Consider the following 15,887-nt stretch of genomic DNA (forward strand, 5'->3'; position numbering starts at 1 on the left):
CCTTCAGTCTTCAGTCTTGACACGCGAACGCTGGGCGTCAAACACGATCTGGGCCACCAGCACAATGAGCGCTACCGCCATCAGCACCACCGAGATGGTGTACGCGCCGTACGGGTTGCCCAGGGTGTAGCGGTCATGCACCAGCAGGGTCAGCGTCTGCGATTGGCCGGGCAGATTGGACGACACCATCAGTACCGCACCGAATTCGCCGAGGGTGCGGGCCACGGTGAGCACCACACCATAGGTGAGGCCCCACCGGATCGACGGCAAGGTGATCCGCCAGAAGGTCTGCCACCAGTTGGCGCCCAGGGTGGACGCGGCTTCCTCCTGGTCGGTGCCGACCTCGTGCAGCACCGGTTCGACCTCCCGGATGACGAACGGGATGGTGACGAACAGGCTGGCCAGCACGATGCCAGGGAAGCCGAAGATGATCTTGAATCCCCAGCTGTTCTCCACGAACCCGAATAGGCCGGCGCTTCCCCACAGCACGATGAGCGCCACGCCGATGACCACGGGGGACACCGCGAACGGCAGATCGATCGCCGCCTGCAGCGCATTCTTGCCGCGGAACTTGCGCCGGGCCAGCACGATGGCCGTCGGGACACCGAAGATCACGTTCAGCGGCACCACGATCGCCACCACCAGCAGCGACAACTGCAGGGCGGACTGCGCGGCGGGTGTGGAAATGGAGGCGAAGAACTCCCCCAGGCCGGGTGCGAGCGCGCGCCACAGAATGGCCCCCAACGGCACCACCAGCAGCGCAAAGACGTACAGCAGCGCGATGACCCGCAGGATCCGCCGGGTGGACCGGGACAGCGTCATCGGGCCGACTCCTCCCGTTTGGCCGCCCGCGCACCGAAGTAGCGCAGCACGAACAACACGACGAACGAGATCAGCAGCAGCACAATCGAGATCGCCGCCGCGCCCACCCGGTCATCGTTCTCGATGAGTGTCCGGATCCACTGCGAGGACACCTCGGTCTCGCCGGGAATGGCGCCGCCGATCAGCACGATGGATCCGAATTCGCCGATGGCCCGGGAGAACGCCAAGCCGGCCCCCGACAGCAGCGACGGCGCCAGCGCGGGCAGGATGACCTTGAGGAAGATCGTCGTGCTGTTGGCACCCAGCGAGGCCGCGGCCTCCTCGACCTCGCGATCGAGTTCCAGCAGAACAGGCTGCACGGCGCGGACGACGAACGGCAGCGTCACGAAGGCCAGCGCCAGTGCCACGCCCCACGCGGTGTGCTGGATGTGGATCCCCACCGGGCTACCGGGCCCGTACAGGGACAGCAGTACCAGGCTGGCCACGATGGTCGGCAGCGCGAACGGGAGATCGATGATGGCGTCCACCACGCGCTTGAGCGGGAAGTCGTCGCGGACCAGAACCCAGGCGATCAGCAGCCCGAACACGACGTTGACCAGCGTCACGCCGATCGAGATGGTCAGCGTCACCCGGAACGAGGCCAGCGCCGACGGCGAGGTGACCGCCGACCAGAACGCGCCCCAACCACCCTCGGCCGAGGTCCACAGGATCGCCGCCAGCGGCAGCAGCACGATCAGCGACAACCACAACACCGCCACCCCAACCTGCAAGGGGGCGCCGCTGGCGCGACGCGGCAGCCGCCCCACCGCAGGCGGGTCGCCAGAAGAAAGCTCCGGGCGACTCGCCTCAGGATTGGTCTGGGTCGTCACCCGGTGGCCTGCTTGTAGATCTTGGTGATCTCACCGTTGTCCTTGTCGAACAGCTGCGGATCGACCTCGGACCAGCCACCGAGATCGGTGATGCTCCACAGCTTCTCCGGGGCCGGGAACTTGTCCGCGAACTCCGCGGCAACCGCCGGGTCGGACGGCCGGAAACCGGCCTCGGCCCACACCTTCTGCGCCTCGGGCGTGTATTGGAAGTTCACGAACTCGGTGGCCTTGTCCAGGTGCTTGCTGGTGTTGACCACAGCGACCGGGTTCTCGATCTTGAAGGTCTGCGGCGGGTTCACGTGCTCCAGGTTGTAGTGCAGTGCCTCGTTCTCGTAGGCGAGCAGCACATCGCCGGTGCCCTGGCGGAACACATCGGTGGCCTCACGACCCGAGCCCGGGCGCAGCTTGACGTGCTGGCTGACCAATTCCTGGACGTAGGCGATGCCGGCGGCATGGTCCTGGCCGCCGTTGCTCTTGGCCGCGTACGGGGCCAGCAGGTTCCACTTCGCCGCACCCGAGCTCAACGGGCTGGGCGTGATGACCTCGATACCCGGCTTGAGCAGATCGTCCCAGTCGCGGATGTTCTTCGGGTTTCCCTCTCGCACGGCGAAGGTCACCACGGACCCGAACGGCAAACCCTTCTGGGCACCGGAATTCCAGTCCTCGTCGACCAGTCCGGCCTTCACCAGCCGGGTGATATCGGGCTCGACGGAGAAGTTGACGACATCGGCCGGCTTTCCGGATTCGACACCGCGGGACTGGTCCCCGGAGGCGCCGTAGGAGGCCGTGACACCGACCCCCTGGCCCTCCTCGGTGCCCGCGAACGCCGGGGCGATCTTCGACCAACCCGGCTCCGGCACCGCGAACGCCACCAGAGTCAGCGTGGTGTCGGCCGCCGCGGTGTTCCCCTCGCCGGCGACATCGCTGGCACCGCCGCCGCACGCCGCGACGAGCGTGGTGGACAGCGCGAACGCGGTGAGCGCGCTCCAACGTTTGGTAGTGGTGAGGATGTTGTTCATTGAGGACCTTTCCAGGGGCGGGATACGGGGCAGGGGCTGCCGTACACACGGAAAGGTGATGGATCAGTGCGCGACGCGTTCACATGCCGCTACCAACGCCAAACCGCAGACGGGTGTGGTGTCAGCGACAACAACAGACATCAGCAACAGCGGAAAAACCCACGGCAATGAGGGCCAAGATGTGGCCGCTCTTGTTGCCGGTCGCTGCGCGCATGGCCGGAAGAGTATCAGAACTGACGCAGACTGCCTGATGAGGGCAACGTCAGCGGGTCAACAGCCACATCACGATCACCAGCACCAGTAAAGCGACCAGCGCCAGCGTCACCCGCGACCGCGGCATCTGGTTCACAAGGGCTCCTCATCCTGGTGCGATGCGCGGCGCAGCAGCCGGATGCCGTTGCCGAGCGCGCCGTCCAGAACGACGGCGATCCCATAGGCCAACAGCAGCACGACCGGCATCACAATGGCGGTTTGGGCAACGAAACCGAGCCCGGACAGCCACAGCTCGACGCCGTCCCACCAGCTCAGGAATCCACCCATGAGTTCTACAGTAGTGCGGCCGGGTTCGGTGCCACCATGGAGTCATGCCCACCGGATGTGTGATCGTCGGCGGCGGACCGGCCGGGATGATGCTGGGCCTGCTGCTGGCCAGGGCCGGCGTGAATGTCACCGTGTTGGAGAAGCACGCCGACTTCCTGCGCGATTTCCGTGGGGACACCGTGCATGCCAGCACTCTGCGCCTGCTCGACGAACTCGGGCTCGGCGAACTCTTCGCCGCGCTACCGCACCGGCTCATCGAATCGCTGCGCCTGTCGGTGCAGGGAGTGCCGGTCGAGGTGGATCTGCGCCACCTGCCCGGCGCACATCAGCACATCGCCCTGGTGCCACAGTGGGATTTTCTCGAACTGCTCGCCGACGCGGCCGAGCAGGAGTCGACGTTCACCCTGTTGCGCAACAGCGAGGTGCTCGGTCCGGTGCTGCGCTCGGGGCGGGTGCGCGGTGTGCGCTACCGCGATGAGCATGGCGCCGAACGCGAGATCCACGCCCCGTTGACGGTGGCCTGTGATGGCCGGGGATCGACGTTGAGATCGGCAATGGGGTTGGTGCCCAGAAGCTTTGGCGCACCGATGGATGTCTGGTGGTTCCGGGTGCCGCGCACCGAGAACGACCCCGCAGGCCTTGCCGGGGCGATGGGCGCCGGTCACGTGGTGGCCATGATCGACCGTGGCGACTACTACCAGTGCGCGTTCGTCATCCCGAAGGGGTCGGATCAGCGACTGCGCTCCGAGGGCATCGAGTCGCTGCACCGGCGGGTCACCGCGGTCGTACCGTGGATCGCCGACCGGGTCGGCTCGGTGGGATCCTTCGACGAGGTCAAATTGCTTGATGTGCAGTTGAATCGGTTGAGGCGCTGGTACGCCGACGGAGTGTTGTTCATCGGTGACGCGGCCCATGCGATGTCCCCGGTGGGCGGCGTCGGCATCAACCTGGCGGTGGCCGACGCGGTGGCGGCCGCGCGGCTGCTCGCCGCCCCGTTGTGTGCCGGTGAGGTGCCGACGCGCCGACTGCGGCGCGTACAGGCCCGCCGCTGGCTACCCACGGTGCTGGTCCAGGGCGTGCAGAAGACCGTTCACAACCGGGTCATCGCGGTCGCGGTGTCCGAGGGCGCCCCCGCACGGGCGCCGGCCGCCGTCCGACTGGTCGGCCGGGTTGCGCTGTTGCGCAGGATCATCGGTTACGGCGTGGCGATCGGGCCGCTACCCGAGCACATACCCGCCTTCGCCCGGCGCTGACACCCGGTTCCCCGCGACTAGACGGCGGCGGTTTCTGCACTCATGATGGGCGACATGGTTCTGGAACATACCGAGCACGATCCGACGCCGACACCGTTCACGGCATCGGCTCCCATCGCCTACGCCCCGTCCGGAGCCCTGCGAAACCCGTTCCCGCCCATCGCGGATTACGCGTTCCTGTCCGACTGCGAGAGCACCTGCCTGGTGTCCTCGGCGGGGGCCGTGGAGTGGCTGTGCGTGCCGCGGCCGGATTCGCCCAGTGTGTTCGGCGCCATCCTGGACCGTGGCGCCGGTCACTTCAAGCTGAGCCCGTACGGCGTCTCGGTGCCCTCGGCGCGGCGCTACCTGCCCGGCAGCCTCATCATGGAAACCACCTGGCAGACCCATACCGGCTGGATCATCGTGCGGGACGCCCTGGTAATGGGCCCCTGGCACGACACCGAGACCCGCTCGCGGACCCACCGCCGCACCCCCACCGACTGGGACGCCGAGCACATCCTGCTGCGCACCGTGCGCTGCGTCAGCGGCACCGTCGAGCTGGTGATGAGCTGCGAGCCGAACTTCGACTACGGCCGCAGTCCGGCGACCTGGGAATACTCCTCCTCGGCCTACGGTGAGGCGATCGCCCGCGCCCGGAAGGATCCCGAGGCCAACCCGACGCTGCGTCTGACCACCAACCTGCGCATCGGCCTGGAAGGCCACGAGGCCCGCGCGCGCACCCGGCTCACCGAGGGTGACAAGGTGTTCGTGGCGCTCAGCTGGTCCAAACACCCTGCGCCGCAGAATTTCGAAGAAGCCGCCGACAAGATGTGGAAGACCAGTGAGTCGTGGCGGCAGTGGATCAACATCGGTGACTTCCCCGACCATCCGTGGCGGGCGTACCTGCAACGCAGCGCGCTGACGCTGAAGGGTCTGGTGTACTCGCCGACCGGCGCGCTGCTGGCGGCCAGCAGCACGTCGTTGCCGGAAACTCCTCAGGGAGAACGCAACTGGGACTACCGCTATTCGTGGATACGGGATTCCACCTTCGCGTTGTGGGGTCTGTACACCCTCGGACTGGACCGCGAGGCGGACGACTTCTTCTCCTTCATCGCCGACGTATCCGGGGCCACCAACGGCGAACGGCACCCGTTACAGGTGATGTACGGCGTGGGTGGGGAACGCAGCCTGGTCGAGGAGGAACTGCACCACCTGTCCGGCTATGACAACTCCCGGCCGGTGCGCATCGGCAACGGCGCGTACAACCAGATGCAGCACGATATCTGGGGCACCATGCTGGATTCGGTGTACCTGCACGCCAAGTCGCGTGAGCAGATGCCCGAGGCGTTGTGGCCGATCCTGAAGAATCAGGTCGAGGAGGCCATCAAGCACTGGCGCGAACCCGACCGCGGCATCTGGGAGGTTCGCGGCGAGCCGCAGCACTTCACCTCCAGCAAGATCATGTGCTGGGTGGCACTGGATCGCGGAGCCAAACTGGCCGAGCTGCAGGGCGAGAAGAGCTACGCCCAGCAGTGGAGCACGATCGCCGAGGAGATCCAGGCCGACATCCTGGCCCACGGTGTGGACTCCCGCGGTGTGCTCACCCAGCGCTACGGCGACGATGCGCTCGACGCGTCGCTGCTGCTCGCGGTGCTCACCCGGTTCCTGCCGTCGGACGATCCGCGCATCCGGGCCACCGTGCTGGCCATCGCCGAGGAACTCACCGAGGACGGACTGGTGCTGCGCTACCGCACCGAGGAAACCGACGACGGCCTGTCTGGCGAGGAAGGCACCTTCACCATCTGTTCGTTCTGGTTGGTGTCGGCGCTGGTCGAGATCGGCGAGGTCAGCCGCGCCAAGCGGTTGTGCGAGCGGCTGCTGTCCTTCGCCAGCCCACTGCACCTCTACGCCGAGGAGATCGAGCCGCGCACCGGACGCCACCTGGGTAACTTCCCGCAGGCGTTCACCCACCTGGCACTGATCAACGCGGTGGTGCACGTCATCCGCGCCGAGGAGGAGGCCGACAGCACCGGCGTCTTCCAGCCCGCGAACGCGCCGGCCTGACGGTTCGCACCTAGAAGGGCGGTGGGTTGGCCTCGTAGTCCGCACGGTTGAGCGCTCGTTCGTGGGCTATTCGGTAGGCGAGGTTCTGTGCCCGGGTGCGGGAGCGCTTGGGTGCGGCGAGTTCGCGATGTCGGCTCGGCGGCGGCATCGTGATCGGCCCCAGTTCAGCCGTGCGCACCGCGAACTGTGGGAAGTACAGGGCGCCATCGGGTGTAGTGGTGTACGTCCGGCCGTTGGGTGCAGTGATCGTGATGGTGCCGTCCGGGTGTTGCTGATCGCGCCAACCCTGCGGGCCGCAGTGAAAAGTCTTGATCAAGTGATGGATCCGGCAATACAGCTTCGTGTTGGACGGATGGGTCGGGCCGTAGGGCCACGGCGTGGTGTGGTCGATATCGCAGCGGGCAACCGGGACGTTGCAGCCGGGCCAGCGGCACGTCAGATCACGGCAGGCGATGAACTCGGCGAGCGTGCGCGATGGCTGGTAGCCGCGTTCGGTTCCCAGATCGGCCGCCGCCGGCACGGGCCGGACCTCGGCCCGCGGGGCCATCCTGCGGACCTGCTCGGCCGGAATCGGCCCATACCCGGGCAGCAGGGCCGGACGATCCGAGCGGCCCTCGACAGTGTCACGGTCACCATGCAGGTGAAGGACGATATGGCCGGCGGGTGCTTCGGTACCGGCGGCCGCGCAGGTGTCCTTGCCGCACTCGCACGGCAACGCGGTCGCACCCAGGGCCGGCAGGTCGATGGCATCGGCACGGCGCTCATCGAAGGTGCGGGGGTCATCGGGGCAGGTGGTGCGGGCCAGTTCATCGAGGCGCTGGTCGAAGACCGCGCCCTTGGCGGCATCGACGCGCCCGTGGATCTCGACCATCCCGTCCCCGACGGGTTCGACAGTGATCCCACGCTGCCGGCGCGCCTGCCGTGCCCGGCGTACGGCCTCGGGGTCCACCTCGATGATCATCCAGTCCACCAGTTCGGTGATGCGTTCATCCGAGCGCGCGTTCCATGCCGGTGCCGCCGCGGCCAGCTGCGTGTCGAGGACCGACAGGACGTCGGGATCGGTGATCAGGGCGGTGCGGTGCAGGATGACGCGCAGGACGCGAAGGTCCACGGTGCCGGTGGCCAAGATGTCGGTGAACGCCGGCAGCCGGGTGAGCAGGTCGCGGCCCTGGGTGATCAGGGTGCAGGCCCGGCCGCGGCTGATCCCGAGTTCGGCACCCAGTTCGGCGGCGGCCAGTTCCCAGTCATCGACGATGAGGTCCTCGAACGCGTGCCCCAGTTCGGCCATCCTGGCCAGCGCGAACCGGCCGGCCTCGATCACCTTGAGCGCAACGGCCATCCGCTCGGCGCGCAGCTGATCGCGCGCAGCATCGAGGTGAGCAGTAGCACCCCGATCTTCGAACATGTGTTCGAGTATGCCACGCCGGTATGACACGTTTTTCCGTACCGACAGCTCGCGGTCAGCGGCGACGGGCAATCAACCAGGCCTGCCCGTCGCCCTCCCCCGCCGCCAGCTCATCAAGGCCGGCGAACGTCGAGCGCAGTTCACCGGCAGCAGCCCGGAACCGCCCAGGCGAGGCGCCGACCTCGCTGAGCACACAGATCGCCAACAGTCCGCCCGGCTTCAGCCGGGCGGACAGATCCGCGTAGAGGTCGGGGGCGCGGAACTTGTGACACAACACCAGATCGGCCGGGTCACCGGGTGGTAGCCCGCCATCGAGAGCGACAGTGTCGAAACGTACTGTGACGCCGTGTTGTTCGGCCAGCACCCGAGCCTGTCCGATGGCGATCCCCGAGACATCGACGGCGTGTACGTTCAGACCGCGTTGCGCCAGCCACACCGCGGCACCGCCTGCGCCACAGGCGATTTCCAGTGCGGTGCCGCGGCGCGGGAACAGGTCCTCGTATCCGATGAACACCGGGGGCAGCGCGGGTGTCAACGCGACGGCCCGCGCGGCGTACGCCGCGTCCCAGCGGGTGCGGTCGGCGTCGCCCACTACTCGACGGCGTTCTCGACCATCTTTGCCGCGATCTGGGCTGCCTCGTCGCCCGCGCCGTAGCTGCAGGCCCAGGCCTCGACGATCACATTGGTGACCGCGGAGAGCGCGTGCTGGCATTCCCAGCCGTCGGCGTCATCCTGGGTGGTGACCTGGGTCAGCACCGTGTCGGTCGCCGTCAGGTCCTCGATCTGCCAGGTGTAGCTGTCCATCCCGTCGTCGATGGCGATCGACGTCCCCGCGCAGGCGTCCCAGCTGGACTGCGCATCGTCGAAGAAGCGCTGCGCCTTGTCCGCCGACGGGTAGAGCACCGCGGTCTGTTCCACCCAGTGCGCGTTGTCCTCGTCGGGTTCGCGCGACACCTGGTCGCGGACCGCGGTGTACCCGCTGTCCCCGTAGACCGGCTGTTCGGCGCCGAAGATCGAACCGAGGCAATCCGGTTCGGACACATCGCTGGAGTGGTCGACCATCTGGTCGAGCTCACCGGTGACCTCCATGCTGTCCGAGCCCATGATGTCGTTGATGTCGCCGATGGACAGCAGGACGTCGTCGAGCTGGCTTTCCTTCAACGGCGGCGCGTCGACGGGCGCCGCGTTCTGGTCCCGGACGGCCTGACCGGTGACGGTGGCCGAACACCCGGTCAGCAGCGCGCATCCGACCGACACGGCGATGAGGGCATGACGGGCATACCGCGCGCGCGGCAATCCTGCGGCACTGTTCACCGCGTCATTGTGACCGATGACGGGCCCGGAGTCACTTCTTGGCTTTGTCGCCTGCCGCATCGGTCGACAGCGCGGCGACGAACGCCTCCTGGGGTACCTCGACCCGGCCGATCGTCTTCATCCGCTTCTTGCCCTCTTTCTGCTTCTCCAGCAGCTTGCGCTTACGGGTGATGTCACCGCCGTAGCACTTGGACAGCACGTCCTTACGGATGGCCCGGATATTTTCGCGGGCAATGATTCTCGATCCGATGGCCGCCTGGATGGGCACCTCGAACTGCTGGCGCGGGATGAGCTCCTTGAGCTTGGTGGTCATCTTGTTTCCGTAGGCCGCCGCGCCGTCCTTGTGCACGATGGCGCTGAACGCATCGACGGCCTCGCCCTGCAGCAGGATGTCGACCTTCACCAGGTCGGCCTCCTGCTCACCGGCCTCCTCGTAGTCGAGGCTGGCGTAACCGCGGGTGCGCGATTTCAGCGAGTCGAAGAAATCGAAGATGATCTCGCCGAGCGGCATCGTGTAGCGCAGTTCGACGCGCTCCGGGGACAGATAGTCCATCCCGCCCAGTTCGCCGCGGCGAGCCTGGCACAGCTCCATGATGGTGCCGATGAACTCGCTGGGCGCGATGACCGTCGTCTTCACCACCGGCTCGTAGACCGCCCGCACCTTGCCCTCGGGCCAGTCCGACGGGTTGGTGACGATCATCTCCGTGTTGTCTTCCTTGACCACGCGGTAGACGACGTTGGGCGCGGTGGAGATCAGATCGAGGTTGAACTCCCGCTCCAGGCGCTCCCGGGTGATCTCCATGTGCAGCAGACCGAGGAAGCCGCAGCGGAAACCGAACCCGAGCGCCACCGAGGTCTCCGGTTCGTAGGTCAGCGCCGCGTCGTTGAGCTGCAGCTTGTCCAGGGCCTCGCGGAGCACGGGATAGTCCGAGCCGTCCACCGGGTACAGGCCCGAGTAGACCATCGGCCGCGGCTCGCGGTAACCGACAAGCGCTTCGGTGGCACCGTGCCGCGCCGAGGTCACGGTGTCGCCGACCTTGGACTGCCGGACGTCCTTCACACCGGTGATGAGGTAGCCGACCTCGCCGACGCCGAGCCCGTCGGAGGCCTTCGGATCTGGGGAGACGATGCCGACCTCGAGCAGCTCGTGGGTCGCCCCGGTGGACATCATCTTGATCTTCTCGCGGGGATGAAGCTTGCCGTCCACCACCCGGACGTAGGTCACCACACCGCGGTAGATGTCGTAGACCGAGTCGAAGATCATCGCCCGCGCCGGTGCGTCGTCCTTCCCGACCGGGGCGGGGACCAGACGGACGACCTCGTCGAGCAGCTCACGCACGCCCACACCGGTCTTGCCGGAGACCCGCAGCACGTCGCTGGGTTCGCAGCCGATGATGTGGGCGATTTCGCCGGCGTAGCGGTCCGGGTCGGCGGCGGGCAGGTCGATCTTGTTGAGCACCGGGATGATGGTCAGTTCCCGGTCCAGGGCCAGGTAGAGGTTGGCCAGCGTCTGCGCCTCGATGCCCTGGGCGGCGTCGACCAGCAGCACTGCGCCCTCACAGGCCTCCAAGGCCCGGGACACCTCGTAGGTGAAGTCGACGTGGCCGGGGGTGTCGATCAGGTGCAGGACGAAGTCTTCGCCGTTGACCTGCCACGGCAGCCGGACGTTCTGCGCCTTGATGGTGATGCCGCGTTCGCGCTCGATATCCATGCGGTCCAGGTACTGGGCCCGCATATCGCGGTCGGCCACCACCCCGGTGATGCCGAGCATGCGGTCGGCCAGCGTCGACTTGCCGTGGTCGATATGAGCGATGATGCAGAAGTTCCGTATCTGCGCCGGCGCGGTGAACGTCTTGTCGGCGAAACTGCTGATGGGAATCTCCTGGTCCTGGCGTGATCGTGTAGTCCCAGGGTATCGACAGCGGGCCCGCTGGACACAATCGGGCATGCGGCGCCCTCGCTATGCTTGGCGGCTATGGCGTCCCAGTGGAAGGCCTTCCAGAGGTTTGCGGAGAAACTCGTGTTCAGCGAGGCCCCAAAGCTCATCCGCCAGCTGCCCAACCCCGAACGCGTCCTTCAACAGGGTCTGCGGATCGGCATGGAGGCGCTGGCGGCCCAGGCCAACCCGTCACCGGTCGCCCTCACCAGTGGACGACCGGTGACCAGCACCGGCGTGCCCACCGCACAGCGGGCCCGGCGCATCTCCTACTCCCCCGACCTGGACGGCCGGGCCGATCCGGGCGAGATCGTCTGGACCTGGGTGGTCTACGAGGACGATCCGACCCGCGGCAAGGACCGCCCGGTGCTGGTGGTCGGTCGCGATCAGCGCACCCTGCTCGGACTCATGCTGTCCAGCCAGGACCACCACGCCGGTGACGACGGCTGGGTCGGGATCGGGACGGGCAGCTGGGACTACGACGGCCGGCCCTCCTGGGTGCGGCTGGACCGGGTGCTCGACGTGCCCGAGGACGGCATCCGCCGGGAGGGCGCCATCCTCGACAAGGATCGTTTCGAGATCATCGCGACCCGGTTGCGCGCCGAGTTCTCCTGGAGCTGAGTCAGCCGACCGGGATGCCCGCCCGCACCAGCGGCAGCACCCCCTCGCCGACGTGGCGGATCTCGTCGGCCTGCGGGTAGCCCGACAACACGAACTCACTGATGCCGAGGCGGGCGTATTCGGCGAACACGTCGGCCACTTGCCGATAGCTCCCGATCGCCGCGGTGCCTGCGCCATCGCGCAGCAGACTCGGCCCGGCCCACAGCCCGGAATGGACTTCGAGACGGCGGGCACCGACCAGTTCGCCGGTGGTCAGCGCCGCCATCCGGCGCTGACCTTCCGATCCGCTGGCCAGGTAGCGCTCGTGGGCGCGACGCACCTCATCGGCGGACAGCCCGGCGATCAGCTCGTCGGCACGCCGCCAGGCCTGGTCCTCGGTGGGACGCGCCACCGTGTGCAATCGCAGACCGAACCTCAGCTCCCGTCCGCGTCGTGCGGCGGCGTCGCGCACCCGCTCGATCTTCTCGGCGACCTGCGCCGGCGGCTCACCCCAGGTGAGATAGACGTCGGCGTGCTCGGCGGCCACCTCGATGGCCTCCGGTGAGGAACCGCCGAAGTAAATGGTCGGCAGGGCGTCCACCGGGTACGCCATCCTGGCCGCCTCGACGTCGTAGAACTCGCCGTGAAAGGTGAACTCCGGATTGCTCCAGGCGCCGCGCACCACCGTGAGGAACTCTGCGGTGCGCCGGTACCGGGCGGCCTTGTCGATGCCGTCGCCGTAGCGGCGCATCTCCAGATCGTCACCGCCGGTGACGATGTTGAGCGCCAACCGATTTCCGGTGAATCGCTGATAGGTACTGACCTGCTGGGAGGCCAGCGTCGGCGACAGCACTCCAGGGCGGAACGCCACCAGGAACTTGAGCCGGCGGCTGTGTTGCGCCAGTGCGGCGGTGGCCAGCCAGGAATCCTCGCAGTGCGAGCCGGTCGGGGTCAGCGCCGCCTCGAAGCCCAGATCCTCGGCGCTGCGCACCAACGCGGTCAGGTTCTCCAGCGTCGGCTGCAGATGCGACTGCACCCGCTCCGAGGCGCTACCCCGATTGTCCGCGATGGTGGTGGTGTCGCCATGGGTCGGCAGGTACCAATGGAACTTCATGATGCGGCCCTCGCCTGCTGCCACACGCCGAACCTCGGATGACGATTTTCAGATGACACGTTACAAAGATACTCGCGTGCACACACTTTGAGCAGATCAGAGCCACTTCGGATCAGCCCGATCACTACTCTTTCGCCGATCCGCCGGCATGCGTAGCTTCGATACGTCCCTCGACCGTGGTCCGCAGGCGAACCCCACAACCCGACCACACCGCAAGACGGATCCACCTGCGATCAACCCATATGTGTTGCCACACAACGGAGCGCGACGCCGCGCGACCGAAAGCCGTTCGACCAAGAGAGCATTCCCGTGATCGAGATCGAAAACCTGACCAAACGGTTCGGTGACCGCACCGTCCTCGACGACATCTCCCTGTCCGTCGAGAGCGGAGAAATCCTGGCCGTGGTCGGGCCCAGTGGCGCCGGCAAGAGCACGTTGTCGCGGTGTGTCAGTTTCCTGGAGCGTCCCACCAACGGCACCGTCCGGGTCGACGGGAAGGACTTTTCCCGCCTCGACGCCGACGAGTTGGTGAACGCACGGCGCAGTGTCGGGGTGATCTTCCAGACCGCGCCGCTGCTGCGGCGCCGCACCGTGGCGCAGAACATCGCGCTGCCCCTGCAATACCTGCACGCCACCGACGGCTCGGTCGACACGCGGGTCACAGAGCTGCTGGACCGGGTGGGCTTGAGCGATCGCCGCGAGTTCTTTCCCGCTCAGCTCTCCGGCGGGCAGAAGCAGCGTGTCGGCATTGCCCGCGCCCTGGCGCTGGGGCCGTCGAATCTGCTGTCCGACGAGGCGACGTCGGGTCTGGACCCGGCCACCACGAAGTCGATCCTCAACCTGCTCAGTCATCTTCGCGACGAGTTCGGTCTGTCGATCATCCTGATCACCCACGAGATGGAAGTGGTCCGGGAGGTCGCCGACTCGGTGGCGCGGATCGATGAGGGTCGCATCATCGAAAGCGGTTCGGTGGAGGACATCATCCTGGATCCGGCGTCGCCGCTGGCCCACGAGCTGCTGCCCGACCGGCCCAGCGTGCCGCTGAGCGGAGCCGGTGACGTCTGGGAAGTGTCCTACGCGTCCCGCGATGTCCCGCTGGACTGGCTGACCTCCATCCAAACGATGCCGGGCCTGGCGAGTACCCGGGTCAGCGTGCTCAGCGCCAGTGTCGAGGCCATTCGAGGGGTCGCCGTAGGACGCGCCGTGCTGGCCCTGTCCCCCACCACCCCAGCCGGTTTCGAGCGGCAGCTGCGTGACCGCGGCCTGCACGTGCGGCCTGTGAGCACCACCTCCGACGAGGAAGCGGCGTGAACTATCTGGCCCAGGAGGACTTCAGCACACCGTGGTCCAGGGTTCCCGATCTACTGCTGCCCGCCTACGGCCAGACCTGGCTGATGGTGGGCATCACGATGGCGCTTGTCGTGCTGATCGGCACCCCGGTCGGCATCGTGCTGCACAACACCTCGACCCTCGGGCTGTTTCCGGACCCACGGGTGTTCAACGTGCTGAACACGATCGTCAACGTCGGCCGGTCGCTGCCCTTTCTCATCCTGATGGCAGCCATCATCCCGGTCACGCGATTCATCGTCGGCACCACCATCGGTGTCGCGGCGGCCATCGTTCCGATGACGGTTGCGGGCGTGCCGTTCTTCGCCCGCCTCGTCCAGAACGCGCTGCGCGAGGTCCGCTCCGATGTCACCGATATGGGTCTGGTGTCGGGCGGATCTCACGTCCAGGTCATCCGCTCGGTACAGCTGTCCGAGGCGCTGCCTGCGCTTGCCGGGGCACTGACGGTCAACACCATCGCCATGATCGAATACTCGGCCATCGCCGGATCCATCGGTGCCGGTGGTGTCGGGCACCTGGCAATCACCTACGGCTACAACCGCTTCGACGACAACATCATGATCGCCACGGTGATCGCGCTGATCCTCACCATTCAGCTGGTGCAGTTCACCGGCGATCGTGCCGTCAAAGCGCTCACCCGCTGAACCCCATACACCCCATACAAGCAGAAGGAACGACTGTGGCAGATCAGAGCAGCACTCCCGGCCTGGAGATCGAGATCAAGAAACGCACGCGTTGGCCCTGGGTCGCGGGCGCGGTGGTGGCGGTGGTCGCGATCGCCGGCGGAGTGGCCTACGGTCAGCTCTCCCACCGCGACAAGCCGTTCGGCACCGAGCTCGAGGTGGCAACCTGGAGCACCGATATCGCCGCGGAGAACCTGCTGGCCTACATCGCCGAGAATATCGCCCCCGAGCACGGCATCACCATCAAGCCGGTCCAGATCGACAACCTCATCGAGATCAACCGGGCCGTCGACGCGGGCACCGTGGCCGGGAACTTCTTCGAACACCAGCCCTTCCTCAACGACGCCATCGCCGCCAACGGTTTCGAACTCACCTTGGCCGCACCGACATTCACCTGGGATCAGGCCACCTACTCCGACAAGTACAACAGCTGGGATGAGCTGCCCCGCGGGGCGAAGGTCGCGCTGCGCGACGATCCGGCGGGTCAGGCCATCGCACTGCTCGACCTGGCCGAGGTCGGCCAGATCACGCTGAAGCCGGGCAAGGACACCGTCGCGGGGCTGCCCCAGCTCGATGATGTCGCCACGAACCCGAAGAACTACGAGTTCGTCCAGGTGCCGATCGGGCAGTTGGCCCGCAGCCTGCCCGATGTCGACGCCGTCGTCGTGCACATCTCCGACGTGTACGCGGCCGGCCTTCGCGAGGATCAGATCCTGGACCGTCACCCCGCGCCGGAGGGCAGTGAGGGCGGCCTGGTGGTCAGCAACAAGCATCTCGACGACCCGAACGTACAGAAGCTGATCGCCACCTTCGAAGATCCGAGGATCGCCGAGTTCCTGGAGACCACCGACAATGCGCTGATTCGCGACACCCTTGGACCGATCGGCGCGTCCGGCACCGAGAGCGCGGAATCCACATCGTGACCACCAAGAAGCCGCTCTA

General features: G+C 67.0%; 15 protein-coding genes and 1 pseudogene. 6 read left to right on the plus strand and 10 right to left on the minus strand.

Going from position 1 to position 15,887, the window contains the following annotated elements; all coding sequences use genetic code 11:
• Window positions 1-3 precede the first annotated feature (3 nt).
• From cysW to C6A86_RS18480, 5 genes are all read right to left on the minus strand, one after another.
• The gene (gene cysW, locus C6A86_RS18465; RefSeq protein ID WP_105361886.1) at window positions 4-822 is read right to left on the minus strand and encodes a sulfate ABC transporter permease subunit CysW; all 819 of its coding nucleotides are present in this window, start codon (window positions 820-822) and stop codon (window positions 4-6) included.
• Complete coding sequence (gene cysT, locus C6A86_RS18470; protein WP_199196061.1) at window positions 819-1,628, minus strand: sulfate ABC transporter permease subunit CysT; 810 nt, start codon at window positions 1,626-1,628, stop codon at window positions 819-821. The genes cysW and cysT overlap by 4 nt, the downstream gene beginning before the upstream one ends.
• 59 nt (window positions 1,629-1,687) lie before the next feature.
• A complete protein-coding gene (locus tag C6A86_RS18475; RefSeq protein ID WP_105361884.1) occupies window positions 1,688-2,710 on the minus strand; it encodes a sulfate ABC transporter substrate-binding protein in 1,023 nt (340 codons plus the stop codon).
• Between the two features lie 121 nt (window positions 2,711-2,831).
• Window positions 2,832-2,924, minus strand: coding sequence for an Ms4533A family Cys-rich leader peptide (locus C6A86_RS29215; RefSeq protein ID WP_366515297.1), 93 nt, complete (start codon window positions 2,922-2,924; stop codon window positions 2,832-2,834).
• Between the two features lie 131 nt (window positions 2,925-3,055).
• A complete protein-coding gene (locus C6A86_RS18480) occupies window positions 3,056-3,250 on the minus strand; it encodes a hypothetical protein (protein WP_105361537.1) in 195 nt (64 codons plus the stop codon).
• 44 nt (window positions 3,251-3,294) lie between these two features.
• On the opposite strand from C6A86_RS18480, the gene C6A86_RS18485 reads away from it, so the two are divergent.
• Both C6A86_RS18485 and C6A86_RS18490 read left to right on the plus strand, forming a co-directional pair.
• Window positions 3,295-4,503 carry an FAD-dependent oxidoreductase gene (locus C6A86_RS18485; RefSeq protein WP_105361536.1) on the plus strand — a complete coding sequence of 403 codons (1,209 nt, stop codon included), beginning with the start codon at window positions 3,295-3,297 and terminating at the stop codon, window positions 4,501-4,503.
• Window positions 4,504-4,557: 54 nt separating this feature from the next.
• Window positions 4,558-6,546: a glycoside hydrolase family 15 protein gene (locus C6A86_RS18490; RefSeq protein WP_199196043.1), complete on the plus strand. Its 1,989-nt coding sequence runs from the start codon at window positions 4,558-4,560 to the stop codon at window positions 6,544-6,546.
• A 10-nt stretch (window positions 6,547-6,556) separates the two neighbouring features.
• Here the strand turns inward: C6A86_RS18490 and C6A86_RS18495 are convergent, their stop codons facing one another.
• The 4 genes and pseudogenes from C6A86_RS18495 to lepA all read right to left on the minus strand — a co-directional run bounded on the left by C6A86_RS18495 (window position 6,557) and on the right by lepA (window position 11,206).
• A complete protein-coding gene (locus tag C6A86_RS18495) occupies window positions 6,557-7,951 on the minus strand; it encodes a DUF222 domain-containing protein (protein WP_311100820.1) in 1,395 nt (464 codons plus the stop codon).
• 55 nt (window positions 7,952-8,006) lie between these two features.
• Complete coding sequence (locus tag C6A86_RS18500; RefSeq protein ID WP_105364448.1) at window positions 8,007-8,543, minus strand: bifunctional 2-polyprenyl-6-hydroxyphenol methylase/3-demethylubiquinol 3-O-methyltransferase UbiG; 537 nt, start codon at window positions 8,541-8,543, stop codon at window positions 8,007-8,009.
• On the minus strand, window positions 8,543-9,265 hold the full coding sequence (locus C6A86_RS18505; protein WP_233213094.1) for a sensor domain-containing protein: 723 nt from the start codon (window positions 9,263-9,265) through the stop codon (window positions 8,543-8,545). The genes C6A86_RS18500 and C6A86_RS18505 overlap by 1 nt, the downstream gene beginning before the upstream one ends.
• 31 nt (window positions 9,266-9,296) lie before the next feature.
• Window positions 9,297-11,206: pseudogene (gene lepA / locus C6A86_RS18510) on the minus strand (translation elongation factor 4).
• A gap of 34 nt (window positions 11,207-11,240) precedes the next feature.
• Between lepA and C6A86_RS18515 the strand changes: the two are divergent.
• Window positions 11,241-11,822: a type II toxin-antitoxin system PemK/MazF family toxin gene (locus C6A86_RS18515; RefSeq protein WP_105364450.1), complete on the plus strand. Its 582-nt coding sequence runs from the start codon at window positions 11,241-11,243 to the stop codon at window positions 11,820-11,822.
• A gap of 1 nt (window position 11,823) precedes the next feature.
• On the opposite strand, the gene C6A86_RS18520 is transcribed toward C6A86_RS18515, so the two are convergent.
• A complete protein-coding gene (locus tag C6A86_RS18520) occupies window positions 11,824-12,915 on the minus strand; it encodes an LLM class flavin-dependent oxidoreductase (protein WP_105364478.1) in 1,092 nt (363 codons plus the stop codon).
• A 309-nt stretch (window positions 12,916-13,224) separates the two neighbouring features.
• Between C6A86_RS18520 and C6A86_RS18525 the strand changes: the two genes are divergently transcribed.
• The 3 genes from C6A86_RS18525 to C6A86_RS18535 are packed head-to-tail and all read left to right on the plus strand — an operon-like array spanning window position 13,225 to window position 15,868.
• Window positions 13,225-14,226, plus strand: a complete 1,002-nt coding sequence (locus tag C6A86_RS18525) for a methionine ABC transporter ATP-binding protein (RefSeq protein WP_105364451.1) — start codon at window positions 13,225-13,227, stop codon at window positions 14,224-14,226.
• Entirely contained in the window at window positions 14,223-14,906 is a 684-nt protein-coding gene (locus tag C6A86_RS18530) for a methionine ABC transporter permease (RefSeq protein ID WP_105364452.1), read from the plus strand. Before C6A86_RS18525 ends, C6A86_RS18530 begins: the two co-directional genes overlap by 4 nt.
• Window positions 14,907-14,941: 35 nt before the next feature.
• Window positions 14,942-15,868, plus strand: a complete 927-nt coding sequence (locus tag C6A86_RS18535) for a MetQ/NlpA family ABC transporter substrate-binding protein (protein ID WP_105364453.1) — start codon at window positions 14,942-14,944, stop codon at window positions 15,866-15,868.
• Window positions 15,869-15,887 lie beyond the last annotated feature (19 nt).

The sequence above is a fragment of the Mycobacterium sp. ITM-2016-00316 genome, assembly GCF_002968335.2.
Lineage (GTDB): Bacteria > Actinomycetota > Actinomycetes > Mycobacteriales > Mycobacteriaceae > Mycobacterium.